This is a genomic window from Psychrobacter fozii, assembly GCF_003217155.1.
Lineage (GTDB): Bacteria > Pseudomonadota > Gammaproteobacteria > Pseudomonadales > Moraxellaceae > Psychrobacter > Psychrobacter fozii.
Genome location: NZ_QJSU01000011.1, coordinates 43651 through 67912 on the forward strand (window position 1 = coordinate 43651; position 24262 = coordinate 67912).

23 protein-coding genes are annotated in these 24262 nt (G+C 43.0%); 13 read left to right on the top strand and 10 right to left on the bottom strand.

Features of this window, described 5'->3' with window-relative positions; all coding sequences use genetic code 11:
• Positions 1–172: 172 nt before the first annotated feature.
• On the bottom strand, positions 173–835 hold the full coding sequence (rdgB, locus tag DFP82_RS13075) for an RdgB/HAM1 family non-canonical purine NTP pyrophosphatase (RefSeq protein ID WP_110924163.1): 663 nt from the start codon (positions 833–835) through the stop codon (positions 173–175).
• 551 nt (positions 836–1386) lie between these two features.
• Between rdgB and DFP82_RS13080 the strand changes: the two genes are divergently transcribed.
• Positions 1387–2016, top strand: coding sequence for a superoxide dismutase (locus DFP82_RS13080; protein ID WP_110924164.1), 630 nt, complete (start codon positions 1387–1389; stop codon positions 2014–2016).
• 88 nt (positions 2017–2104) lie between these two features.
• On the opposite strand, the gene DFP82_RS13085 is transcribed toward DFP82_RS13080, so the two are convergent.
• The 5 genes from DFP82_RS13085 to DFP82_RS13105 form a co-directional block, all read right to left on the bottom strand.
• Positions 2105–2845 carry an SDR family oxidoreductase gene (locus DFP82_RS13085; RefSeq protein ID WP_110924165.1) on the bottom strand — a complete coding sequence of 247 codons (741 nt, stop codon included), beginning with the start codon at positions 2843–2845 and terminating at the stop codon, positions 2105–2107.
• Positions 2846–3202: 357 nt separating this feature from the next.
• Entirely contained in the window at positions 3203–3937 is a 735-nt protein-coding gene (locus DFP82_RS13090) for a hypothetical protein (RefSeq protein ID WP_110924166.1), read from the bottom strand.
• 300 nt (positions 3938–4237) lie between these two features.
• Positions 4238–5407 carry a metal-dependent hydrolase gene (locus DFP82_RS13095; RefSeq protein WP_110924167.1) on the bottom strand — a complete coding sequence of 390 codons (1170 nt, stop codon included), beginning with the start codon at positions 5405–5407 and terminating at the stop codon, positions 4238–4240.
• 26 nt (positions 5408–5433) lie between these two features.
• Entirely contained in the window at positions 5434–6252 is an 819-nt protein-coding gene (locus tag DFP82_RS13100) for a DUF72 domain-containing protein (protein ID WP_110924168.1), read from the bottom strand.
• A 71-nt stretch (positions 6253–6323) separates the two neighbouring features.
• Positions 6324–7385 (bottom strand): polyprenyl synthetase family protein, encoded by a 1062-nt coding sequence (locus tag DFP82_RS13105; RefSeq protein WP_110924169.1) that lies wholly within the window; start codon positions 7383–7385, stop codon positions 6324–6326.
• Positions 7386–8236: 851 nt separating this feature from the next.
• On the opposite strand from DFP82_RS13105, the gene fadB reads away from it, so the two are divergent.
• The 6 genes from fadB to DFP82_RS13135 all read left to right on the top strand — a co-directional run bounded on the left by fadB (position 8237) and on the right by DFP82_RS13135 (position 14504).
• On the top strand, positions 8237–10396 hold the full coding sequence (gene fadB / locus DFP82_RS13110; RefSeq protein WP_110924170.1) for a fatty acid oxidation complex subunit alpha FadB: 2160 nt from the start codon (positions 8237–8239) through the stop codon (positions 10394–10396).
• Positions 10397–10627: 231 nt separating this feature from the next.
• Positions 10628–11800: an acetyl-CoA C-acyltransferase FadA gene (fadA, locus tag DFP82_RS13115; protein WP_110924171.1), complete on the top strand. Its 1173-nt coding sequence runs from the start codon at positions 10628–10630 to the stop codon at positions 11798–11800.
• Positions 11801–11918: 118 nt separating this feature from the next.
• The gene (locus DFP82_RS13120; RefSeq protein ID WP_110924172.1) at positions 11919–12161 is read left to right on the top strand and encodes a hypothetical protein; all 243 of its coding nucleotides are present in this window, start codon (positions 11919–11921) and stop codon (positions 12159–12161) included.
• Between the two features lie 259 nt (positions 12162–12420).
• Positions 12421–12996, top strand: a complete 576-nt coding sequence (locus tag DFP82_RS13125) for an isochorismatase family protein (RefSeq protein ID WP_110924173.1) — start codon at positions 12421–12423, stop codon at positions 12994–12996.
• A 159-nt stretch (positions 12997–13155) separates the two neighbouring features.
• Positions 13156–13803 (top strand): HD domain-containing protein, encoded by a 648-nt coding sequence (locus DFP82_RS13130; RefSeq protein ID WP_110924174.1) that lies wholly within the window; start codon positions 13156–13158, stop codon positions 13801–13803.
• A gap of 95 nt (positions 13804–13898) precedes the next feature.
• Positions 13899–14504 (top strand): DUF1287 domain-containing protein, encoded by a 606-nt coding sequence (locus tag DFP82_RS13135; RefSeq protein WP_220034749.1) that lies wholly within the window; start codon positions 13899–13901, stop codon positions 14502–14504.
• A gap of 176 nt (positions 14505–14680) precedes the next feature.
• Here DFP82_RS13135 and asd read toward each other — a convergent pair whose 3' ends face one another.
• On the bottom strand, positions 14681–15517 hold the full coding sequence (asd, locus tag DFP82_RS13140) for an archaetidylserine decarboxylase (RefSeq protein ID WP_110924175.1): 837 nt from the start codon (positions 15515–15517) through the stop codon (positions 14681–14683).
• Positions 15518–15629: 112 nt separating this feature from the next.
• Here asd and dtd point away from each other — a divergent pair, with 112 nt between their 5' ends.
• The 3 genes from dtd (at position 15630) to phoR (ending at position 18090) form a co-directional block, all read left to right on the top strand.
• Positions 15630–16085, top strand: coding sequence for a D-aminoacyl-tRNA deacylase (gene dtd, locus DFP82_RS13145; RefSeq protein ID WP_110924176.1), 456 nt, complete (start codon positions 15630–15632; stop codon positions 16083–16085).
• Positions 16086–16231: 146 nt separating this feature from the next.
• On the top strand, positions 16232–16936 hold the full coding sequence (gene phoB / locus DFP82_RS13150; RefSeq protein WP_110924177.1) for a phosphate regulon transcriptional regulator PhoB: 705 nt from the start codon (positions 16232–16234) through the stop codon (positions 16934–16936).
• Between the two features lie 62 nt (positions 16937–16998).
• Positions 16999–18090, top strand: coding sequence for a phosphate regulon sensor histidine kinase PhoR (gene phoR / locus DFP82_RS13155; RefSeq protein ID WP_245905725.1), 1092 nt, complete (start codon positions 16999–17001; stop codon positions 18088–18090).
• A 39-nt stretch (positions 18091–18129) separates the two neighbouring features.
• Here phoR and DFP82_RS13160 read toward each other — a convergent pair whose 3' ends face one another.
• The gene (locus DFP82_RS13160; protein ID WP_110924178.1) at positions 18130–18720 is read right to left on the bottom strand and encodes a M23 family metallopeptidase; all 591 of its coding nucleotides are present in this window, start codon (positions 18718–18720) and stop codon (positions 18130–18132) included.
• A gap of 182 nt (positions 18721–18902) precedes the next feature.
• Here DFP82_RS13160 and DFP82_RS13165 point away from each other — a divergent pair, with 182 nt between their 5' ends.
• Entirely contained in the window at positions 18903–19595 is a 693-nt protein-coding gene (locus DFP82_RS13165) for a putative quorum-sensing-regulated virulence factor (RefSeq protein ID WP_110924179.1), read from the top strand.
• A gap of 9 nt (positions 19596–19604) precedes the next feature.
• Here DFP82_RS13165 and DFP82_RS13170 read toward each other — a convergent pair whose 3' ends face one another.
• The gene (locus DFP82_RS13170; protein WP_110924180.1) at positions 19605–20519 is read right to left on the bottom strand and encodes an alpha/beta hydrolase family protein; all 915 of its coding nucleotides are present in this window, start codon (positions 20517–20519) and stop codon (positions 19605–19607) included.
• A gap of 353 nt (positions 20520–20872) precedes the next feature.
• On the opposite strand from DFP82_RS13170, the gene DFP82_RS13175 reads away from it, so the two are divergent.
• Positions 20873–21550: an LOG family protein gene (locus tag DFP82_RS13175; RefSeq protein ID WP_110924181.1), complete on the top strand. Its 678-nt coding sequence runs from the start codon at positions 20873–20875 to the stop codon at positions 21548–21550.
• Positions 21551–21750: 200 nt separating this feature from the next.
• Here DFP82_RS13175 and DFP82_RS13180 read toward each other — a convergent pair whose 3' ends face one another.
• On the bottom strand, positions 21751–23310 hold the full coding sequence (locus tag DFP82_RS13180; protein ID WP_110924182.1) for an FAD-dependent oxidoreductase: 1560 nt from the start codon (positions 23308–23310) through the stop codon (positions 21751–21753).
• A gap of 500 nt (positions 23311–23810) precedes the next feature.
• Here DFP82_RS13180 and DFP82_RS13185 point away from each other — a divergent pair, with 500 nt between their 5' ends.
• Positions 23811–24245, top strand: a complete 435-nt coding sequence (locus DFP82_RS13185) for a COG4315 family predicted lipoprotein (RefSeq protein WP_110924183.1) — start codon at positions 23811–23813, stop codon at positions 24243–24245.
• Positions 24246–24262 lie beyond the last annotated feature (17 nt).

A 24262-nucleotide genomic window follows, 5' to 3' on the forward strand; every position in this document is an offset into this window, starting at 1 on the left:
TAATAAACCGTTAATGCACCGCATAATAACGCTTTTTGGTGAATTATACAGACATATAACGGTTTTCGACAAAATTTTTAAAAGTAGAACAGTATAATCTATCTGATTATTAAAGTAAAAATTATCTGTTTGGTGTCATGTTTCCTTATGTTGCTTGCCTTTATGGGAGCACTTATAAAGGCAGTTGCGCCAATAGCTGTTGAATGGCCTGACCGCGATGACTGATACTGTTTTTATCAGCAGCGCTCAAGCTGGCTGCACTGGCTTGTAAGTCAGGTAACCAAAACAATGGGTCATAACCAAAGCCACCATCACCATGCGCTGTCTCTGAAATCTCGCCATGCCATAATCCTTGAGCGATGATTGGTAATGGATCATCAGCATGGCGCACCATCGCCAGTACACAAACAAATAACCCTTTAATAGGCTCGCTCGCGTGCTCAGTACGAATAGGCTGCAAGTCAGCGATGAGCTTGGCATTATTTTTACTATCGTTACCATGCTCACCAGCATAGCGAGCAGAGTAAATCCCCGGTGCATTACCGAGTGCAGGCACACACAGTCCTGAGTCGTCAGCGATAGCAGGCAGTCCGCTGATACGGCTAGCATGACGCGCTTTGATAATGGCGTTTTCTACAAAGCTCAAGCCGTCTTCGATGGCGTCTTCGATATCGAGCTGACCTTGCGGGATGATTGTCACCTCTAGATTGGCCTCAGCGAATAACCGTTTAAACTCAGCCAACTTGCCTTTGTTATTACTGGCTAGCACCCATTGGGTACTTGGTGCTGATTGTGTCGCGTGTAGGGGAGTGTCGATGATGCTTGTGTTGGTCATAGTGTCTTTCCGTTAAATAATTACGTAGAGTTTGGTTAATCTAGCTTTTATTTTTAGTGTCTTTTACTATGTCTATAAATCTAGCTAACCGTCATATTTGCAGTAGTCATTGATGTCTGTGAGGTAGCTTGGGCTATCCGCTGGGCTATCCGCTGACACATAGCTAATGGCTATACTGATTGTACGGTCTATAACATTTGGTAACTGATACTTTTGGCCATTGTTGCTATAATACTCGCCAAGCTACAGCGAGTATTATCCTGTAACTTTTGAATATTTAATTAATAAATGCTTATGAAGTCAAACACTTGGCTTTTAAGCAGAGAATAATAGCAAGCAGTAACCGCTAGGTTCATTTTGGATTCATAATAATACGTGATATTGTATTGAGCAGTACCGTGTATCAAGCAATAATATTCGTTTCAAACAATAAACTCAGCCAATTTAGTCCGCTATTTTATAGTGTTTTTTGCGGTGTAAAAATAGCGTAAAATTCAGTTTCTATAATCAGTTTTATAAACTAACGGCTAAACAGCAAGGATAAAATAACTATGTCAAACATTACATTGCCAGAACTACCATATGCAAAAGACGCACTAGAGCCACATATCAGTGCCGAGACGCTAGAGTATCATCACGACAAGCATCATAATGCATACGTGACCAAGCTTAACGATTTGCTACCAGGTTCTGGTCTAGAAGACAAAACTTTGCCAGAAATCATCCTAGCAACTGCTAACGATGACAGCAAGCAAGGTATGTTCAACCAAGCAGCTCAAGTATGGAACCACACGTTCTACTGGAACTGCATGACGCCAACGAACGGCGGCGGCGAACCTACTGGTGATCTAAAAGCAAAAATCGAAGAAGATTTCGGTAGCTATGACAAGTTCCGTGAAGAGTTCAAAAATGCAGCATTGACTCAGTTTGGTTCAGGCTGGGCATGGCTAGTGGCTGATAAAGTCGGTGGCAAACTGTCTATCGCTAAAACCCCTAACGCTGGTACACCATTAGCGAACGGCCAAGTAGCGGTATTGACTTGTGATGTATGGGAACATGCGTACTATGTTGATTACCGTAACCGTCGTCCTGACTATGTTGACACGTTCCTAGACAAGCTAGTGAACTGGGACTACGCAAATGCAAAATATAAAGGTCAAGACGCTGGCGTTGAAGCATAATATTCAATAGCTAAGTATTTGATTAATAAAAAAGGACACCGCGAGGTGTCCTTTTTTTGGCTCGATAGTTCTTAGTAGAACAACGATATTACGCTATACCGCCGTTAGCACCAATATTTTGCCCTGTGACCCAAGCGGCTTCTTCACTCACCAAAAATGCCACTACACGGGCGATATCTACTGGTTCACCGATACGGTTAAACGGTGACATGCTAGCTAGGCTTTCTACCGTGTCATCTGCTTTGCCTTCGTGGAACAGCTCAGTATCGGTAGGGCCGGGAGACACTGCATTGACAGTGATTCCTCGCGTGCCAACTTCTTTAGAGAAGATTCTGGTTAGCTGATCTACCGCACCTTTGGTCGCACAATAGGTGCCATAAGTGGGCAGCATCATGCGAGTGGTCGTACTTGAGAGATTGACGATACGGCCACCGTCATTGAGTTTAGTTGCTGCCTCACGCAATGTATTAAACGTGCCTTTTACATTGATAGCAAATATACGGTCAAAGTCTTCATCGGTCGTCTCTGCGATAGGCTTGCAGATAATCACGCCTGCACTATTTACCAAGATATCTGGCTTACCAAAGGCATCAATAGTGGCATCAAACATCGCTTCGACTTGCTTGGTATTACTGACATCTGCTTGCACAGCGATGGCTTCACCGCCTGCTGATTTAATCTGGTTGACGATATCATTGGCTGCTGCGTCATCGTTTGCATAATTTATGACGGTTTTAGCCCCTGCTGATGCTAGCAATATGGCTATCTGTGCGCCGATACCTTTTGATGAACCGGTTACAATCGCGACTTTATTAGTTAGTGTTGTCATTATTATTCTCTCTATTATAGGTAATAAATATCAGAGTGCTTGTATTGCACTTTGACTGATAATGCTTAATTGACGGTATAGACGTTACCAGTGTGCAAAGATAATGAGTAGAGCGGTTCTGTAGGCTTATTTTTAGATAAATTTATCCATTGTGTCTACGCAGATGCAAAGCATAAAGGTTAAGAGGTTGGCGTTGAAAAGTATTCTTTAGCTGTTAAGGGTTTGGATAAGAAAAAAGGACGTTAATAAAAGAGTTTTTTTGAGGTTTAAACTATTTACTAAAAGTAAATAGCAAGTTGATTTTTAATCGGTACTCACAAAAAAATGATACGATTTCATAAGCGCTATTTTGTCTTTTTATATATTATTTTCGCTAATCTTTTCTTTGTAATAATTGAACTGCTCTTTTATCCATTCTGGTTTATATAACTCGAAACGTACTTCATTTGGGTTTCCAAGTTCAAATGTAGGCTCTATCAGCTTAGCGCCCATCGTACCAGCTACGTCGAAAAGAGCTTGGGCTACTTTTTCCCATGCAGTGGCCGCCAGTTGAGTAAGCTCTATATCTGGAAATTCTGATAGTCGCCAGTGGCGCTCAACGCAAGTATATTCACCACTTCCATCATCTTCCTGGTAAAGAATCCCAAGAAAGTCTTCATCTTTCGCAGCAATGTAGATATATCTTTTTACTGCTTCTTCACTATCACTAAGAGGATCTATTGGCATTCCAATTCCTAACTTCATACCTTTACCTCTCGTAAAACCAACACTGCCTGTACTAGCGGGTTGAAGCATAGATTTATGAACAACTATATCTCGTTGTCTATATAAATAACTAATTAGCGGATCCGAAGAAAGTGCAGTCTTTTTTTGTTTTACAAATGCAGAAGTTATTTTATCTTTTTGCAGTTCCATCGTTAACAGCTGCATAATCTCTTTAAGAGATTTGAGAAATGAGGATAGAGACCATCTGAACCTATCAGCGAAATGGTAATTTTCTTCCATTAGTCGAATAAACCATGCGGCTTCCTCTAGACGGTCAAATGTAGAAGATAATGATTCAAATACTTCTTTATTTGGGCACTTGTTCATATGAAGTAACATCCGATGTATTATGATAATGTTATTACAGCGTAACATCTTATTTATAATTAATTAGAGTTGAAAAGTATTAATCAACTTAAGCTATGTTTACTGCGAAAATTTGATAAAAATAGATCAGCACTACAACATCTCAAACCTACCCAACGCTTCCCTTAATATCGAAATATTATAATAAGTATGTGCTTTAAGGCAACCTACCAATATTCGGCACCTCAAACCCAACACTACCTAGCGCTTCCTTTAACATCGAGATCTTGTAATAAGCATATGTTTTATTCTTGGTTAGCACTAATCCTCATCAACCAAAACCCAACCACCATCGTTATCCACGACCGACTCATCGAACACTCTCACAAACCCTTGTTTCACCAATTCAATACGCGATACTTCAGGTTCGCTATCAACTTTGACAATGGGTGCATCTATAGGCGTAACAGATTGCCATGGCGACTGTTGTCCTGTTTTATTAGCCAATACAAAACTAAAGAACGCAGTGTCGCCTGCCATCATACGTAGGTCATCAACGACCAACTGGACGTCTTGTTTGTGAGGTTCAACAGCGTCATCAAGCATTGTTTGAGTTCGGTAGCCTGTCCAATCACCAGAGAACCAATCCAGCCTGTGCGCATAGGGCTGGCTCGCTGTTGGTAGGTTTGCACGTAGCATCTGCGAGTTATCATACTGCGTCAGATAGCGATACTCAGGCAAGCGACTGTCTAAAACGCTACCACGTATTTCAATCAATCTATTTTGATCGTCTTCAGCGACCGTACGCCACATCAGGATAGTAGGTAGCACAGGCATGGTTTTGATACGAGCTATATTGTCTATTTTGGCAGCTGCTAACGTTTGCTCAGCTTTGTCTTGCGCGTAATATTTTAGCCCTAATGAAAGCATCAAATACCCACTACTGATGACCAGCATCCAAATAGCAAGCCGTTGACAGTGGACTAATACACCAGTTTTAAAAATACCAAGCTTGCGTCCTTGTGTCAGCCCTACGATCATGGCGATGAGCAGTGGCAACGTATATAGCGGATCGATGATAAACATCGACGCAATACTAAAAGGCGTCAGCGATAAAGACTCTTGTAGCGGCCACAACAATTGCGTGCCATAGACCGTGAAGCTGTCTAAAATTGGATGGGTCGTGAGCGCTAGCGTCATGGCCGTTGCCAAGCGCGCAGTAGAGTAAGGCAGTGGCATGTTGCGCCATGCATGATAGCGACTGATTGCCCACGCGCCCACGATACCTACTGCCGTCAGGACGATTAGCGAATGACTAAAACCACGGTGATAGGTCATATTACTGATGGGGTCAGGATAATGTATTAGTACATCCAAATCGGGCAACGTGCCCAGCATGGCTCCGTATAGATAAGCTTTGCGCCCTTGGTATTTACCCAGTACCGCACCTTGCACACTAGCGCCTAAAACAATCTGACTGAGTGAATCCATGGTTATCTACTTGTATGGTTTCTTGTTTAAAAAATCTCAAAATGGTGAGCGGATAATGCCTCACGCAGCATCACAATATTATAATAAGCATGTGCTTTAGTGGTGTTTTGAAAGAAGATGTATAACGTATCGAAATGCTGACGTTGATTGGCAATCGCTTGCGCCCAGTCCTGCATCTCCGCCTCGCTATAGCGATAATCATGACGGTCAGCTGCACTCATAGCGTCCCACCAGTTCAGGTTATTACCATGCATGCGCAGATAGCCAGTGCGTTCAGTGAATATCAATCGTGATGGTGGTAGGCCATTCACCTTAGGATAATCAACGCTACACCAAATTAGACCTTGCTGCCGAAAGCTATCGACCACTTGCGGCGTGTGCCAAGCGTTATGACGAAACTCAATGGTGAGTGGATAGTCTTGAAACCAACTGACAAGATTGGCCAGATAGAGGCGATGCTCGCGAGTACGATCAAAGCCATGCGGAAACTGTAATAGTAAAGGTGCTAAAGCATTTGCTTCGATAAGCGGCGATAAGGCGTTCAAAAATGCCTGTGCGTGCTCGCTTGTGCCTTTGCGTGCATGAGTGAAGTCCTGATGCAGTTTGACAGCAAATTTTAACTGACTGTCCGTTTGTACGTAGGCTTTATTAACCATACCCGCGAAGGCTTTTTGCCCGATAGGTGCGTAGAACGTGCTGTTAATCTCCACCGCACCATATTGCTTGGCATACTCACGTAAAAAGTCCGTCTTTTTGGTGCCAGTAGGATACAGCGTACCGAGCATGTCAGTATCGCTATAGCCGCCAGTGCCAAGGTAAATACGCGGGGTAGGGTTACTGTCCATGTTGACCACTCACTGCCGTTTTGGTTAATAAAGTTTGCTACGATATTTTTTGTCTTCGGTTATTCGCTAAACTATTTCTTACGCGACCATAGCCACTCAATCAATGCCAATAGTGCGTCTGTATTTGTTTTTTCGTTTTCACTACTCAATTCACCACTACTTAGTTCACGCATAATGGCTGCGCGTCCGTCATTAAACAGCGATTGCGCATAGTCAGTCGCCTTCTCAACGCCCATGAATTTTACATAGGTAGACTTGTCCAGTTTTTCATCGCTACCGGCAGGCTTGCCAAGCGTATCCGTGCTAGTCGTCACATCTAATATATCGTCCTGAACTTGAAAGGCCAGACCAATATGCTGAGCGCACTCTTGTAGTGCCATACGCTGAGGAGCGGTCGCGCCAGCACAGACACCACCCATGAGCATGGCCGCTTCAATCAATGCACCCGTTTTGTCACGGTGAATGGCTTCCAAATCAGTTTGTGAGATGCTGTCACTGGCCTCGGCATTGAGATCTAGCATTTGACCGGAAACCATACGTCTGGCACGTGGCGTAAATATCGCCATGAGCTGGCTTGCGATAGCCGTATCAAATGGCGCAAAGGTAGGCAGCTCTGCGGTCAGTACTTCAAAGGCGAGCGTTTGTAGCACATCCCCTGCTAATAGCGCGGTCGCTTCATTAAAGACAATATGAGCAGTCGGCTGACCACGGCGCAGCTCGTCATCGTCCATACAGGGCAAGTCATCATGTACCAACGAATAGGTATGTAGCAGCTCTACCGCTAGCGCTGCACGGCGCGCCATATCATAGTCAGCGTTGCTTTCTAGTAGTGCATCCAGACTGTCATCTTGTTCAGAGCTTTCTTGCTTAATATCTGTCTGTTTAAGACTGTTGTCATTATTCGCCGTGATACTAGAGAAGGCACTGGCGACCAACAGTGGGCGTACCAATTTGCCTTGTCCAGTCATCACATAACGGCAGGCATCAATTAGCGGATTTGGCAGCTCGGCATAAGCAAACAGCACGTCGATATCTTGCGCCAATTGCTCGCGCACTGTGCTATGAAATTGTTCATTGTTATCAAACGAGATAAAGCCAAAAGGAGTAGGGTGTAGCGTAGAAGAAACAGTCATAATCCAACCATTTATAGGGATGCAGTTTATAGGAATGCAGTAAAAATTATCAGGGATAAGGTAAAAACGACATTAGTGTAGCATGATAGCGCGCATGGCTTGTGTGTGACAAAGTATCAATCGATTGTTTTTCGCGACTGTTTTTCGCGACCATAATATTCTAACAATCTCTCGTTACGTGTCATTGATTTCACTGATGGATTGAATGTGTTGTGATAAAGGCGTATGTTTGATGGTTGCTGCTATTATTTATGCGCTGCAAGACAATATTTACTCAAAGCCTGACAGTGCCACGCTTGATTTGAGTATACAATCATTCACTAAAGCACTTTGCGCATAAGGTAAATGCTTACAGGTGATTTAAGAGTGACTTGCGAGTATGGTATTAGCTTGTGACAGTGAGGGTCATAATCCCCTACACTAATTGGCGTAGAGATAGTCTGATGATGAAAACATGGGTTTTATACCTGTATCTAAGCGGACAACCCATATAAAACCAAATCACAGTCAGTATTTATAACATCAATACTTGCAGCAGTAGCACCTTGAAAGAAATTATATAAATGAAGCGCCGTATTTATTTGTGTTAAAGAAACAATATAGCCATAAATACATAATGATAAGCGCTAGATAATAAAGACATCTTCACTGGTTAATCTGCCATGTTGTTTGTCATGATGACGTTATTTTTGTCTGTCATGATGAGAATACAGACCAATCAGTGCTATTACTTACTTTACTAACAATAACCGGCTATTTTTTACAGTCTAAAAAGTAGCTTTATAAGTTATAAACTTTATAAGTCATAAATTTTATTACATCGTTTTTATTACAATAGAAAGGAGTTCCACATGGTATACCAAGGAAATCGCATCACGGTGACAATGCTAGAGGATGGCATCGCCAATATGCAGTACAACGCCGAAAATGAGAGCGTGAACAAATTTGATGCTGAGACCAATAAGCAGTTTGGTGAAGCAGTTAGTGCGCTAGAAAAAGCGGACGACGTAAAAGGTCTTATCGTTACTTCAGCCAAAGGCGTGTTTATCGCTGGTGCTGACATCACAGAATTCGTGGGTTCTTTCAAGAAGTCAGAAAGCGAGATCAAAGATTGGGTCGTTCATGTCAATGACGCTTTCAATCGTTTTGAAGACCTGCCGTTTCCAAAAGTAGCTGCCATTAATGGTGCTGCAATGGGCGGCGGTTGTGAGATGACCTTGGTTTGTGAATATCGTGTCATGAGCGATAAAGCGATTATCGGTCTACCAGAAACCCAATTGGGCATCTTCCCAGGTTTTGGTGGTACGGTTCGTAGTACGCGTATCATTGGTATCGACAATGCACTTGAGCTTATCGCGACTGGCGCTCCTAAAAAAGCACTAGCAGCACTAAAGCTAGGCTTGGTTGATGCAACGGTTCCTGCTGATGACTTGCAAGATGCGGCAATTGACTTGGTCAAAAAATGTATCTCAGGTGAGCTTGATTGGAAAGCAAAACGTGAAGAAAAACTGGTTCCTGTTAAGCTAAATCAGCTTGAGCAAGCCATGGCATTCAACAGTGCCAAAGGTATGATCTTTGCCAAAGCCAATCCTAAGCAGTACCCAGCACCAGCGCTAGCAATCGCAGCGATTGAGAAGCACGTTAATTTACCACGTGACAAAGCAATCGAAGTAGAAGCCGCTGGTTTTGCAAAAGCGGCTAAAACCCCACAAGCAGAGAGCTTGGTTGGTCTATTCTTAAACGATCAGTTGGTTAAGAAGTTAGCGAAGCAACACAGCAAAAAAGCACATGAAATCAATGAAGCCGCTGTACTAGGCGCTGGTATCATGGGTGGCGGTATTGCCTATCAAGCAGCCAGCAAAGGCTTGCCAATCATCATGAAAGACATCAAGTCTGAGCAATTAGACCTTGGTATGGGTGAAGCCAGCAAGTTACTTGGTAAAATGGTCGATCGCGGCAAAATGACCCCAGCAAAAATGGGCGAAACCTTAAGCCGTATCCGTCCAACGCTTAACTATGGCGACTTTGCTGAAACTGATATCGTTATCGAAGCGGTAGTCGAAAATCCAAACGTGAAGCGTGCGGTTCTAAAAGAAGTAGAAGGCTTGGTTAAAGACGATTGTATCCTAGCGTCAAACACCTCAACCATCTCTATTACGTTCCTAGCAGAAGCGCTTGAACGTCCAGAAAACTTCGTTGGTATGCATTTCTTCAACCCAGTACATCGTATGCCATTGGTTGAAGTTATCCGCGGTAAGAAATCATCTGAAGAAGCCGTTGCGACTACCGTTGCTCTTGCAACTAAAATGGGTAAAGTGCCAGTAGTTGTAAATGACTGCCCAGGTTTCTTAGTTAACCGTGTTCTGTTCCCATACTTTGGCGCGTTTGACTTGCTACTTAAACAAGGTGCTGACTTTGCTCATGTTGATAAAGTTATGGAAAAATTCGGCTGGCCAATGGGTCCTGCATATCTAATCGACGTCGTCGGTCTAGATACTGGTGTTCATGGCGCAGAAGTCATGGCAGAAGGTTTCCCTGATCGCATGAAGCCTGATTATAAAGGTGCTATTGAGCTTTTATATGAAAACAAACGCCTAGGTCAGAAAAACGGTGTTGGTTTCTATAAGTATGAAATGGACAAACGCGGCAAGCCAAAGAAAGTCGCTGACGAAGCCACTTATGAGCTGCTAAAAACCACGACAGATAGCGAAAAGCAAGAATTTGACGATCAAGCCATCATTGACCGCACCATGATTGCATTCTGTAATGAAACAGTGCGTTGCTTAGAAGACAACATCGTGAGCACACCAAGCGAGGCCGACATGGCAATGATCATGGGCGTAGGTTTCCCACCATTCCGTGGTGGCCCTTGCCGTTATGTTGACCAAATGGGTCTAGAGAACTACTTGGCATTGTGTGAAAAGTACGCATATCTAGGCAAAGCTTATGAAGCCCCGCAAAAGATTCGCGATATGGCAGCAGCGGGCGAGACCTTTTACGCAACAGCGTAATAGGCAGTCACTAATAGGATGAAGTGCAGTACGTTTGTTATCTTTGCATGAAAGCAATGGAGACATGAATCGTCTCCAATAGTGAACGTACGATTATAGTTGGTTCAATTCAATACTAGTACCAGGAAATCGAGCGCAAATGTACCTATTGTACTTTAAGCGAGATTGACGAGTTAATAGTAGTAAATTGAGCTGACTACACTGACAATAAAAATTGAAAAGGAAGATAGTATGACAATTTTAAGTCCAAAAGACGTGGTCATCGTAGATGGCGTACGCTCAGCGATGGGTAAAACGAAAAACGGTATGTTCCGCCACGTTCGCGCTGATAGCATGTCTGCTGAATTGGTACGTGCATTGGTCGAGCGTAACGACTTTGACCCACGTGACGTTGAAGACATCATCTGGGGTTGTGTCAACCAAACGCTAGAGCAAGGCCTAAACATCGGTCGTAACATCGGTCTGTTAGCTGGTATTCCAAAGACAGCGGGTGGCCAAACAGTCAACCGTCTGTGTGGTTCTTCTATGCAGGCGCTTCACACTGCCGCTGCTCAAATCATGACCAATCAAGGTGATGTCTTCATCATCGGTGGTGTTGAGCATATGGGTCACGTCGGCATGATGCATGGTGTTGATCTAAACCCTGCTGCTTCTAAGCATTATGCAAAAGCCTCAAACATGATGGGCTTGACCGCTGAGATGCTGGGCCGTATGAATGGTATCACTCGCGAAGAGCAAGACGCGTTTGGTCTTGAGTCACATCGCCGTGCATGGGCTGCGACTACCGAAGGTCGTTTTGACAATGAAATCATCGGTATCGAAGGTCATGATGCTGCGGGTCGTTTGCAACTGTGTACGGTTGATGAAGTAATTCGTCCAGACGCAACGATGGAACAAATGCAAAAGCTACGTCCAGCCTTTGATCCTAAAGGCGGCACAGTAACGGCTGCTACCTCATCTGCATTGTCTGACGGTGCTTCTGCCATGCTAGTGATGAGCGCCCAAAAAGCCAAAGAGCTAGGTCTAAAACCACGTGCCCGTATCCGTAGTATGGCAGTGGCTGGTTGTGATGCCGCTATCATGGGTTATGGTCCTGTACCTGCGACTCAAAAAGCACTTAAACGTGCTGGCATGAGCATCAGTGATATGCAAACCATCGAGCTAAATGAAGCATTCGCAGCTCAAGGCTTGTCAGTACTTAAAGCATTGAACTTGACGGACAAGCAAGACATCGTCAACATCAATGGTGGCGCGATTGCATTAGGTCATCCACTAGGATGTTCAGGTGCCCGTATCACGGTTACCTTGCTAAACGCAATGGAGCAGTCAGATACTGAAATCGGTCTAGCGACGATGTGTATCGGTCTTGGCCAAGGTATTGCGACTATTATTGAGCGTGTGTAATTGTTGATTTATTGAATTGATTCTAATAAAAGCTCTGCACTCGTGCAGAGTTTTTTTATTGAGATCAAAATCGATTAATTAGTTTTTAATCATATTATTATAACTTTTTAGAGTGAATATGAAAAATTTATTGGGAATGGGATTATTATCTTTGGGTATACTTGTAGTAGCTGGATGTGCTACCACAAGCAGTAACTGTCAGCCAACGGACAGTATTTATATGAAAAATTATCAGCAAGCATTGGATAACGGTAATAGTGAAAGTACTGCGTCGCGAATGGCGAAATACAGCTGCCAAGCGCATAACTTAGGGAAATGGGCTGAAGGTAGCAAAGACTCTGGAAACACGCCAAAAGAGTAAGTTCTACTTGATGCCAACTGCACCAAATTAGAAACACAAAAGCAAAATAGCGATAAACTTTCACATTTATGGTCTTAATCGCTATAAAAAAACCTTAGCTCTAAAAGCTAAGGTTTTTTTATAGCGATTATTTAAGTTTATCTTCATTGACGCACTGAACAAAGTATGACTAAATAAGAGTTGGTTCAACAATGATAATATTCATGATAAAACTAAAACGGATTTGAATTATAAACGTCAGTTGTACAAGGAGTGCGCTATGTCTACTATGATTACCGATCGTACCTATCGAATCGCTCGCGAAAACACGCAGGCCATGATTATTGATGTGCAAGAGCGTCTTACCCCGCATATCTATGACCACGAGAATATCGTCAAAAAAACAGTGACGCTTATCAAAGGTCTCCAAGCGCTGAATGTTCCTATCATGCTCAATGAGCAATATAAAAAAGGTCTAGGCGATACATTGCCGGAGATACGTGAAATATTAGAAGGCACTAATGCCAAAAGCTTTGAGAAGGTCACGTTTAGTGCTTGCGATAATAATGACTCATGGCACTATCTAGCTCAGCAGAATCGAAGCATTGTTTTATTATTTGGGGTAGAGGCGCATGTCTGTGTGCTGCAAACCGCACTCGATTTACTCGATAACGGTATGCAACCCGTCATTATTGGGGATGCGGTTGGGTCACGCTTTCCTTATGATAAAAAGCAAGCCATTCGCCGTATCCGCCGAGCAGGTGGTGTGATTACCACGGTCGAAACTATTTTGTTTGAACTATGCCGTAGCAGCGAAGATCCTGCCTTTAAAACGATTAGCAATTTGATTAAATAGCTTTTGGCATGACGTATAGTTAAGCCGTTGGCATCATTCATATACTGATATGTTTGAATAGTTTTTATAAAAATAGCGCTTGATAGAATCAGCGCTATTTCTATTTCTAATATAAGCAATATAAAGCGCAATCAATCCATAGACAAGTTAGAGAACAGTATGTCAGTAGTTAATCCAGCAGTATCAACCAAACCTATTTTATCAATCGATTCAACACGCGCTGTAGACATCGATATAAATGACGTTACCCATTTTTTATTAGAGTTGGATGCGCTTAAACGAGTCAATCGTCGCAGCTATGTGACGGGTACCACGCGCTTAGAAAACTCTGCTGAGCATTCTTGGCATTTGGCCATGGCGTGTTGGTCCATCGCTGAGCAGTTTGAGTTAGATGTCAATCATGAAAAGTTATTGAAGTTAGCACTGGTACATGATTTGGGTGAGATTGATGCGGGCGATACGTTTTTGTATGCCAGCACGCGTAGCACTGCACACGTAGAAGAGCGTGAGGGTATTGCTCGATTACAGAACGAGCGTGGCAATGGTATTACGAATTTAAGTGAAGTTTGGGAAGAGCAAGAGACAGGCGATAGTAAGGAGACTCAGCTGCTAAAAGTGATTGATCGTTTACTGCCTTTTTTACTCAATTTAAATACCGAAGGAAAAACATGGATTGAGCTGGGTGTCACTCGCTCGCAAGTGAGCGGTGCACATGCATTTATCAAAGACAGCTTTCCTAGCATTCATGACTGGTTATCAGAAAATATCAAATACGCGACTCAGCAAGGGTGGTTGATTGATTTGTAAAGGGACAGGATGATTGTTTAAACATTTTGCAACTTAGCTATCATTTGCACGTGCTACAGTACTGGTGATTGGTTCAACCAAAAAGAGATTGTTAAATGAAATTATCTATAACTTATAAAACATTATGTACATCGCTGGTCTTGGTCGGTGTATTAGGCTTGGCACAAATGGCTCAAGCCGCAACCTCCATCAGTAGTGGTAATAAATTGGCGCACGATGCCAAAAAGCAAATTGGGGTTACCACCAGCTATGATCCCGCTTATCGTAAATTAGAGTTTCCGCGTGGTGATGTGCCGATAGAAAGCGGTGTCTGCACTGATGTCATCATCAGAGCGTATCGTCTGCAAAACATTGATCTACAGCAATTGGTCAATCATGACATGAAGTCCAACTGGTCAAGCTATCCAAAGAATTGGGGACTGAAATCGACGGACAAAAATATTGACCATCGTCGTGTGCCCAATCTGGAGGCATTCTTCGAGCGTCAAGGCCAGACATTATCAATTACAGATAAAGACAGCTTTCAAGCGGGAGATATCGTGTCATGGCGTTTGCCAAAGAGTAACTTACCGCACATAGGTATTGTCTCGGACAAAGTAGCCGCGGATGGCACACCGTTGATTATTCATAATATCGGCAGCGGTACGCAAGAGGAAAACATCCTATTTGCCTATCCTATCCATAAGCACTTTCGATATTAAGGTGATTTGAATATCTTTTAATACTGAAGTGCTTTCGCGATGAGTCGTGCCTTTTAATAATTAGTAAAAAGTAATCAATAAAAAGCCCCGTTAAGCGTTATGATTTACGCTTAACGGGGCTTTTGTTTTTTACGAATCTTGTTTTTTGACTCGTATTTTATGATGTAGCAGAGTGTTTATTTGGTATCGGTATTGCCCAGTAACTGTCCCATTTGTACAACACTATTGGCTTTCATACTGTCTTGCCAAGCAGCTTTTGCGGCTTTTGGTAGCACTACAATGGCGGTTGAGCCTAAGTAAAAACGGCCAAGTTCATCACCTTTCTCAAAGCTCATGTCATGGTTGGCTTCTTGGATATCATCCGTACGTGAGATTTTACCTGTCGCTACTGTTTCGATACCAGCGACAATCATCGCCCCGACCATCACCACGGCTGCTTTGCCATACTTAGTATCAAACATACAAACCAAACGCTCATTACGTGCAAATAAGTCAGGCACGTTATCGGCAGTCGTATTATTGACAGAGAACAACGTACCCGGTACGTAACGGGTCTTGGTTAAAGTGCCATCGAACGGCATATGGACACGGTGATAATTACTAGGTGCTAGATAAACGGTCGCAAAACTACCATCAGCAAAATAATGGCCGTCTTCGCTATCAGCAAGTAGCTGCCCGACATCGTAGTAACGACCTTTGGCTTGAAGCAGTTTATGGTCTTCAATCTGACCCAACTGAGAGATAACACCATCCGCAGGGCTAACGATGCCGTCAGCAGTCGTATCGATAGGGCGAGCATCGTCTTTTAGTTCACGAGTAAAAAAATCATTGAAACTTTCATAGGCATTAAAGCTCTGGCGCTCATACTCGTCCAAACTGACATGATAAGCTTTAGCAAAGCTACGGATAAATGCGCGTTTGACGTAAGGGTGGCGACTTGCGGCTAGACGGCCTGCAACTTTGCTTAGTTGCTGCTGCGGGACAAGCTGTTGCAAGGTGGTGAATAAATTCATAATGAGGTTACCAAAGTAAAGTTCAATGTAATAATTAATGGGCAAGTGAATGGCTGCATTTTATCATGGACAGCATGTTATTGTATGAGCATAATCTGTAAGGAGTCAGTAAATGAAAGCACTTATACAACGAGTGAAGGGTGCGAGTGTCACCATTAATGAACAGTGTGTCGGTACCATTGAGCAAGGTGTGTTGGCATATATTGGTTTGGGTCACGATGATACGCTACAAAGCGCGCAGAGAATGGTCGATAAAATTCTGACTTATCGCATCTTTGAAAATGATGATGATCCTGCCAAATATGGTAAATTAGATAAAAACGTCCAGCAAGTAGCTGGTGGATTGCTATTAGTATCACAGTTCACTCTGATGGCAAAAACCGATAAAGGCCGTCGCCCTGACTTTGGTGGTGCAATGGCGCCCGATATGGCACAGACATTGTTTGCACAATTGGTCGCTTATGCCAAAACCCAGCATGCAAATGTGGCCACTGGTCAGTTTGGCGCTGATATGCAGGTCTCAAGTATTAATGATGGGCCGCTGAACTTTTTATTAGAGGTAAAGTAAACCATCGGATTCAATATTAAGGATAAGGCATTTCAAACAAATGTCATTAAGCTGTCATAATTAATCCGTTTAATAGATAAAATATAGCGAGCACCTATCGCCTTGTTTATAAGTTAAGTTTTGTCATCTAACGCTGAGAATACCGTATGTATAATGAGCAAATTTTGATTGTTGAAGATGAACCTGCGATTCGTGAGATGATCGTAATGACACTAGAAATGGCTGGATTTGATAGCTTGCAGGCAGCCGATGTATCAGAGGCGCATCAGCAAGTCGTCGATCATAGGCCTGCGCTTATTTTATTAGATTGGATGCTGCCCGGAGATAAGAGCGGTGTTGATTTTTGCCGTATGCTCAAAAATGATGAGATATTGTCCGAAATCCCCGTCATTATGCTGACGGCTAAATGTGAAGAAGATAGCAAGGTTCATGGCCTTGATGCCGGTGCTGATGATTATATGACTAAGCCCTTTTCGACACGTGAATTGATATCAAGAATTAAAGCAGTATTGCGCCGTAGTAGTGCGCTCAGTAGTGATAAGCCTATCGAAATAGGCAATCTGAGCCTAGATACAAAGAGCCAGCGCGTGACAGCCACAGGCAAAGTCATCGAAGTTGGCCCCACTGAGTATCGATTATTGGCATTCTTTATGAGTCACCCAGAGCGTGCTTATACGCGGACACAGCTGCTAGATCAGGTATGGGGTGGCAACGTCTATATTGAAGATAGAACCATTGATGTACATATCAAACGTCTGCGTACATTACTGCGCCCACATGACTGTGATAAGTTGATACAGACGGTTCGTGGTACAGGCTACCGGTTTTCTAGCTTTATTGAACCCAGTTAATTGACCCTAAAAGTGCCTTGGCAATCGTGGTCCAATATAGCGAATAGTGGTAAGGATAATAAATGAGCAATACTATGCCAATAGACAATAACCAGCAGGGCACGTTAGAGCCAACCTCTGAGAAAAATGCAACGGATCAACTTAACAAAATCAGCAGCGCCGTACAAGCATTAAAAGATGCGGTGATTTTAATCAATGATGATGATGGTTTGGAGTGGTGGAATCAAGCGGCAGAGGATTTGCTGCTATTGCAAGTAACGGATAAAGGTCAAAGTATTTTTGACTTCATCAGCGCCCCTGAATTCCGTCAATATTATCAGTCCACAACGATACCTAACGATGGCGTTCATATAGAATCATGGCGAGATGCTAAGCGCTATCTAAAGTGTGAAATCACACCGTTTGGTGATGAAAAGCTGCTCATCATTTATGACGTGACACGATTGCATAATCTAGAAGAAATGCGCCGCGATTTTGTCGGGAATGTCTCGCATGAATTACGTACGCCACTGACCGTAATGATGGGGTATTTAGAAAACTTCTCACATCAGCCAGATATGCCGCCGCATTGGCGTCGTGGTTTTGAGTTGATGACTCAGCAAACAGCTCGCATGAATAGAATTGTAAATGACTTGCTCCTGTTATCTCGCATTGAAATCGAAGAGGCTCATGAGCTGACTTATATTGATATGACCAAGCTGTTGACTCATGTCTATGATGATGCGCAAGCTTATAATCAATCGTATGGTCATACCATTCATTTGCAGATAGATACTTATGACGGGCTACAAGGTTCAGAGATGTACCTAAATAGTGCATTGTCGAATTTGGTGATAAATGCTATTAAATATACCCCAAAAGGTGGCGATATATCCATCAGCTGGACCAAGACGTCAGAAGGCTGCAAGTTCGCTGTTGAGGATAATGGCATTGGCATTGCATCGCAGCATATTGAGCGTTTGACGGAGCGTTTTTATCGTATTGATAAAGGCCGTAGTCGTGCCACAGGTGGTACAGGTTTGGGCTTAGCGATTGTAAAACATGTCTTGTACCAGCATGAGGCAAAATTACAAATTGACTCGGTAGAAGGGGTCGGGTCCACATTTAGCATGGTATTCCCAGCAGCTTATGTTCGATCTGCTCCTACGAGTTAAGACCGAAAATATTACTGATTTATAGATGAATAATATGCCCTAATTCTTTTGCAAAAATGGATACGGGTTCACAGCGCTACCATTGATGTATATCCCATAATGGACATGGGGCGGTGTGCCTTTTGCATTGCCACTATCACCAACATAGCCAATGATATCACCAGCATTCACCCAGTCGTTGGGAGTAATATCGGCATAATCTTCTAAATGCGCATAGTAGTGTCCTGCGCCGCCAGGTCCAACGATGACCACCACGCGACCACCCAAATTATTTTCACCTACTTTGCGGACGATACCTTGCGTTGTCGACTGTATCGGTGTGCCTCGCGCTGCAAAAATATCAATACCCTCATGCGAGCGGCCTTGACTACGCGCAGCACCCCAAGTATCCGTTAGATTCTGCTCTGGTAACGGAGAAGGTAGGCTGTCTTCTGTGGGCAGAGCTTGCTGCAATAGGCTCAACTGCTGCCATTTTGACACAACAAATGACTGTGTTTGTTGACTGATACTTGGCAGCAGTTTGTCTAATATAAACAATAGCATCACCAATACAGCAGCTCTAATGAGTACGCTTAGTACACGGCGTAAAAGCGTGGGTTTGGCTCGCTGATGTTCATCGGCAGGTAGCATAGGGCTCTCTTAAATTTTCTATATTATTGAATACTACATTGTAGAAGTTCTATCCTTTACTTTCTGTATGAGCTTGTTATATTTGGCTTTTATCCCAATAACTATAAATGTGACAAGCGTATTGCTATTAACTATAACGTTTCTATTAGGCCATTTCAGCCACTATTGATGACCCATATTATATGACCGACTTTGACACTGCACTGATTATCGACACCGAAACGGATCAAGGCCGTGATCCACGACCTATTCAAGTTGCGACTATTAATGTGGCGACAGGGTTTGAGTGGATGAAATACTTTAATAGTGGCCGATCTATATCGCCCGTTGTTATCAAAGTGCATGGCATTACCGATGAGGATGTAGCAGGTCTTGAACGTTTTGAATTAGACCAATTTGAATTGCCTGAATATCTGATTGGTCATAATGTGCGCTTTGATTGGCGAGTGATTGGTAGCCCCTCTGCCAAGCTCATATGTACGGTGCGGCTGGCGAGGGTAGCCTTTCCAGAATGGAGTGCTTACGGTCAGTCCAAGTGTATCGAGCAGCTATTGGGGAAGTCCGAAGCAAGTAGAATGACGGTGGCTGCTCATGATGCACTAGGTGATGCACGCATGTGTTATCTGCTTTATCAGGCTTGTTGCGAACGTCTAGAGATTGCTCCGACGGATTTTGCAGCGGCGCATGCTATTTCTAATAAAGCGACCCCTGTGAGTAAGATGCCGTTTGGCAAGCATAAGGGCAAGCCAATTAAAGAGGTACCTATCAGCTATGTTAAATGGATGATAGGCAATATTCATAACATGCAGCCGTCGCTGTATTCTGCGTTGACCAAGCGTATCAAAGCAGAAGAGAGCGAAAGCTCAGAAAAGTAAATATCCTTCTTAATGCTGCTTATTCAGCCAATCAACTGCCATCTGCCAAAGCTCTGGCGCCTTGGCATTGGTTTTACTACTAAAATAACGCATATGCCCGATATGATTTAGCCCGAAATCTTTGGGTTCTAAAAAGCGTTTTTCTACTGGCATTTTTGTAAATACGCGAATCATGTCATCCATGTTTTTGCTATTGGCGATATCGTCATCGCTAAAGCCCAACCAAAGCGCTGGCATGCTTAGCTCGTCATAAAAATGCGTGTGTATACTCTTGCCAAAAGCGGTCTTGATATAGCCTGCGCCATTGCACCAATCACGCCACTGTCGAGCTACACCGCGCGGTAATGGCTCGCCCATGCCGATTTTATCCGATGGTGTGTAGCCTAGCGTCAAGTTAGCGAGTGGGATAAAGGCATCCATAAAGCCTATTGCTTTGAGCTTATATGGCATATTCATGTTTTTGATACGTCCTGATGAGCAAGCAACGTTGAATACAGATTTGATAGCCTTATAATTTGGCATCAAACCAACGAGCTGACCGCCTGCGCTATGACCAATCAGATGATAAGTTGCGTTAGGGAACTCATCTTGTAAGGCATCAAGGACGGCTGGCATGTCATGGCGACCCCAGCTAATCAAAGACGCATCACATTTAGATAAGTCAGAAGAAAGTGATTCGCCGATGCCTTCATTATCGAAAGTCAGTACTCCAAAGCCGTGTTTTGCTAAGTAGGTCGCAAAGCTATGGTAAAACTGGCGTTTGATACCAGTGGCTGGTGCTATCATAATCGCTGTTTTCATTGCTCCTGTAGGGCGATAAACGGTCGCTGCCAATGCCTTATTACGGTCTGTCATGATGCTTAGAGAGTAAACATCTATTTGAGAGTCAGTATCTATTTGATTATTGATAGGGCTGTTTTCCATGGTTTGGCCTTAGGATGTTTTATCATTTTTATCATTTTTATCATTTTTATCATTGCGTTTGATGAGTAAATAAGAGCTAACCGTCTCGAGCATGTAGTCATTGCGTAGTGATAAATCGTTGCTGATATCTGACAGGGTTGCTTATGTTAAAATAAATCTTAGTGAGGAAGGCACTCGAAGATGACTTCCAAGTTCTATTTTTTTTATTTTAAATGCTATTATCTATCAAGGTTTTCATAAAAATCTATTTTTGAATTGAGGGCATACCCCAGTATACATACACTTTTTAATAGCTAAATTTTTAATCAATAGACATTCAATAAAAACAATCGATGTAACATTAAGGAAGCTATATGCAAATGAAGATTAACAACGATACGTATGAAGTTATCACTAGCCAAGACATCACTAACATTGAGCAAGCAGTGAATAAATCAGCATTGACGATGCCATTAGTGGCAGTGTATTGCGGTTCGCGTCTCGGTAATAAAGAAGTCTACGAGCAAGCAGCACGCGAGCTAGGTCGTGCGTTAGCAGATAACGGTATGGGTTTGGTCTACGGTGGCGCTAGTATTGGGCTGATGGGTGCCGTTGCAGATGAAGTGATCAAGGGCGGTGCGCAAGCGATTGGGGTGATTCCAACCTTTATGCTCAAACATGAGATTGCTCATGAACAGCTAACTTGTCTACACTTAACTGATACCATGCACACCCGAAAAACAGTGATGGCAGAGTATGCGGATGCATTTATCACACTGCCTGGTGGTCTTGGTACATTAGAAGAGATCATGGAGATTGCTACTTGGCGTCAGCTATATCAGCATGAAAAGCCGATGATTATCCTCAATATCAATGGTTTTTATGATCGTATGGTTGAGCATTTAAAATATACTGCTGACCAAGGTTTTATGAAGCAAGAAGATCTTGAGCGTTTGGTGGTGTGCAATACGATTGATGAAGCCATTGACCTATTAAAAACCGTAGTAACCATCGATAGTGCTGTCGATACAGAAAAAATGGCTGGTAACTAAGTTCGAGCCTATGCGGTATTTAGCTTGTAATCGATTCAAGTTATAAATAGCACAAAGCAATCAAGCGTAGAGGTATAAAAAAGGAGAGAGTGGCTTATTATTAGCCACTCTCTCCTTTTTTTACTCAATTTTTAAATAGCCAATGATAAAGCTTAAGATAAGCCTGACACCGTATGTCATTTATATGTATATGAAATTGACTATACCGTATCTAAGTCCTTCTTAGGAATACTATGGTTCACGCCCGCCATCGCTATGGGAAAGCCGCGTTCTTCAGCCAAACTACGAGCGACTCTATCAATAGTCATACTATCGTTGTGTGTCAGATAAGACCATTCGTGAGCATCGCGATTTCGATTCGCAGGCGTATCAGGATTAACCAAGCCAAGTTTGGCCAGCTCGTCAACGATTTGATCAGCAGCGATTAGAGTCGATGACGCTTTGACGTTTTCAGCACGCGCATAACGGATATTAGAATATAGGCTCACATCAGCGACTCGCAAGGTGTCATCTTGCCCAGGTATTTGCTGCCCACCATATAACGCATTACCGACCGTACGCGCGCTATGGAAGGTCGGTACAAACTCAGCCACGTAATCAATCGATTGTTGACTGCGCGCTTGTAACGGTGCCTTGTCCCAGCCATCTTCGATATAGTGCACATATTGCGGTGGCAATTTGGGTTGGGCGCTGTCTTTGCTAGAAGCGACCAATCCATCATCGAATAAAGTGATGAATTTACTCATGCCATGTATTTGAAAGTAGCCGCCTGGATAAGGGGTTAGCTGCGCCATGCCTTCTGGTGTGCCTCGATTGCCATAGACGATAATCTCTGGTATCTGTCCGCCAGCATTGTCCCAATGCGTAATATAAGAGGATTTAAACTCGACCATACGAGTCACTTTGACACCGACCATATCGTCGATCACACCAGTACGAAAGCCACAAGCATTGATCAAGTAATCTACCTCGATAGACTCAGTTTGAGGCTTTGATTCGAGATTTGATTCGTAACCAGCAGCTTGTTGATAGTCGATACGCCATTTGGTGACATGGTGATCCGCATTTGAGCAGTTTTCGCAGTCGACAGGCATGACTTGTTGTACTTGAGTATCGGTAAAGACATGGGCATGGTCATAATCTGCTAATGCCAATTGTGCAGAGGCCGCTAAGCGAAATATATTCCAGCCATACTCTTGTACGACGATTAATGGAAATTTGACTTTGTTCAGATCCAGATATTTAGCGACTGGTATCATCCATTCGTCAACGGTCGTTGGCACAGCAACTTGCTCACGCTCGGACAGCTCAATCAACTGCTCATGGCTATAGAGCTGATAGTAGTCTTCCGGCTCACCCAGTACTTTATTACTGCTATCTTGAGCGATAAGCTCCCGATAGGCATCGGTCAATATATCGAGGCGTGGGAGCAAGTCTTCGGGTAGGCCACCATCTCGTGTCGGCACGGCAAATACAGTTGGACGTACGTCGATGGTGTAAGGATAAAGACGCAAAATATCAATACATTGTTTTAGTAGGGCGACACAGTCCTCATCAGGTATCTCGCGATATAGATTGCCCCCTGCATGTAGATGACACATCGGCGGGCCATCAATCAGCGATTTGTTTTTTTCAAATAAATACGTCTCAAGCCCTAACGCTGCAAGGCGAATAGCAATAGTTGCTCCAGCCGTACCACCACCTAGAATACCGACGCGTTTGGTAGGATGCGTTTGATTTTTGATAACAGATTGAGTCATTGTCGTTGTTATATCCTTAATAGCATTCACAGCAAATAGTGCTCGATGTATTCATTAAATATCTTGTGTCTAAATAACTTATAACTGTTGATATGCGTGCAAAGTTGCCAACTTCAATATGTATATTGGGCCGCAATGGTAATATTTTCTATTGTTTAGTAACTCTTAAATTCCATAGCGTTATTTTACGAAAAACTACAACTAATATGACGGCAAATAAGTAAGTGAATACATGAGTTTTGTCAACGAGTAGGTAGGACTGTCTATCCAGTGCGATGGATTTGTTGGCTTGTTCCGTAGGATATAAGCAGTTTTGTAAAGACCACTCTGTATAAAAACAACTGTCTATATGCCCATGCTATATTAAATAGCTTGAAGTCAGGATTGGGTCATTTTTGCTTTTACTTAAATCACATGTAATCAAAGCACATGTACTCAAGTCGTATGATTGTAAGCAAACTCTAAATAAAATTAACCATGACAATAACAAGGACGTTATCATGAAACGTATGCTCATATTATCGGCGTTGACAGGTGTTTTGACGCTTACTGGTTGTTCAACGTTAAACAATGTAATAGGGAAGTATGGTTCTGGCATGCATGAAGTGCAGGCTACTAATAATAATACGGCACCCATTACGAGCAAAAACGGTATGTTGGTTGATGCGAACAATCACATGACCTTATATACTTTTGATAAAGATGCTATGGGGAAATCAGAATGTGGCGCTGCGTGTTTACTAGTATGGCCAGCATTTTTAGCACCTGATAATGCGAAAGCCTCAGGTCAGTTTGCTGCATTTCAGCGCGAAGATGGTAAGTATCAATGGGCCATGAATGGCAAACCTTTGTATTTCTATGCCAATGATACTAAGGCGGGTGATAAAGATGGCGATAATAAACTGGGTGTTTGGCACATCGTTAAAATGAAATAAATATACCTAACCTTCAG

Excerpts from the sequence above, each read along its gene's own strand:
- DFP82_RS13080 (WP_110924164.1), top strand. The coding sequence starts at position 1,387 with ATGTCAAACATTACATTGCCAGAACTACCATATGCAAAAGACGCACTA.
- rdgB (WP_110924163.1), bottom strand. The coding sequence starts at position 835 with ATGACCAACACAAGCATCATCGACACTCCCCTACACGCGACACAATCA.
- DFP82_RS13125 (WP_110924173.1), top strand. The coding sequence starts at position 12,421 with ATGTCTACTATGATTACCGATCGTACCTATCGAATCGCTCGCGAAAAC.
- DFP82_RS13090 (WP_110924166.1), bottom strand. The coding sequence starts at position 3,937 with ATGAACAAGTGCCCAAATAAAGAAGTATTTGAATCATTATCTTCTACA.
- DFP82_RS13175 (WP_110924181.1), top strand. The coding sequence starts at position 20,873 with ATGCAAATGAAGATTAACAACGATACGTATGAAGTTATCACTAGCCAA.
- DFP82_RS13180 (WP_110924182.1), bottom strand. The coding sequence starts at position 23,310 with ATGACTCAATCTGTTATCAAAAATCAAACGCATCCTACCAAACGCGTC.
- DFP82_RS13165 (WP_110924179.1), top strand. The coding sequence starts at position 18,903 with ATGACCGACTTTGACACTGCACTGATTATCGACACCGAAACGGATCAA.
- DFP82_RS13185 (WP_110924183.1), top strand. The coding sequence starts at position 23,811 with ATGAAACGTATGCTCATATTATCGGCGTTGACAGGTGTTTTGACGCTT.
- DFP82_RS13085 (WP_110924165.1), bottom strand. The coding sequence starts at position 2,845 with ATGACAACACTAACTAATAAAGTCGCGATTGTAACCGGTTCATCAAAA.
- dtd (WP_110924176.1), top strand. The coding sequence starts at position 15,630 with ATGAAAGCACTTATACAACGAGTGAAGGGTGCGAGTGTCACCATTAAT.
- asd (WP_110924175.1), bottom strand. The coding sequence starts at position 15,517 with ATGAATTTATTCACCACCTTGCAACAGCTTGTCCCGCAGCAGCAACTA.
- phoR (WP_245905725.1), top strand. The coding sequence starts at position 16,999 with ATGAGCAATACTATGCCAATAGACAATAACCAGCAGGGCACGTTAGAG.
- DFP82_RS13095 (WP_110924167.1), bottom strand. The coding sequence starts at position 5,407 with ATGGATTCACTCAGTCAGATTGTTTTAGGCGCTAGTGTGCAAGGTGCG.
- DFP82_RS13170 (WP_110924180.1), bottom strand. The coding sequence starts at position 20,519 with ATGGAAAACAGCCCTATCAATAATCAAATAGATACTGACTCTCAAATA.
- DFP82_RS13130 (WP_110924174.1), top strand. The coding sequence starts at position 13,156 with ATGTCAGTAGTTAATCCAGCAGTATCAACCAAACCTATTTTATCAATC.
- DFP82_RS13100 (WP_110924168.1), bottom strand. The coding sequence starts at position 6,252 with ATGGACAGTAACCCTACCCCGCGTATTTACCTTGGCACTGGCGGCTAT.
- DFP82_RS13120 (WP_110924172.1), top strand. The coding sequence starts at position 11,919 with ATGAAAAATTTATTGGGAATGGGATTATTATCTTTGGGTATACTTGTA.
- fadB (WP_110924170.1), top strand. The coding sequence starts at position 8,237 with ATGGTATACCAAGGAAATCGCATCACGGTGACAATGCTAGAGGATGGC.
- fadA (WP_110924171.1), top strand. The coding sequence starts at position 10,628 with ATGACAATTTTAAGTCCAAAAGACGTGGTCATCGTAGATGGCGTACGC.
- DFP82_RS13160 (WP_110924178.1), bottom strand. The coding sequence starts at position 18,720 with ATGCTACCTGCCGATGAACATCAGCGAGCCAAACCCACGCTTTTACGC.
- phoB (WP_110924177.1), top strand. The coding sequence starts at position 16,232 with ATGTATAATGAGCAAATTTTGATTGTTGAAGATGAACCTGCGATTCGT.
- DFP82_RS13105 (WP_110924169.1), bottom strand. The coding sequence starts at position 7,385 with ATGACTGTTTCTTCTACGCTACACCCTACTCCTTTTGGCTTTATCTCG.
- DFP82_RS13135 (WP_220034749.1), top strand. The coding sequence starts at position 13,899 with ATGAAATTATCTATAACTTATAAAACATTATGTACATCGCTGGTCTTG.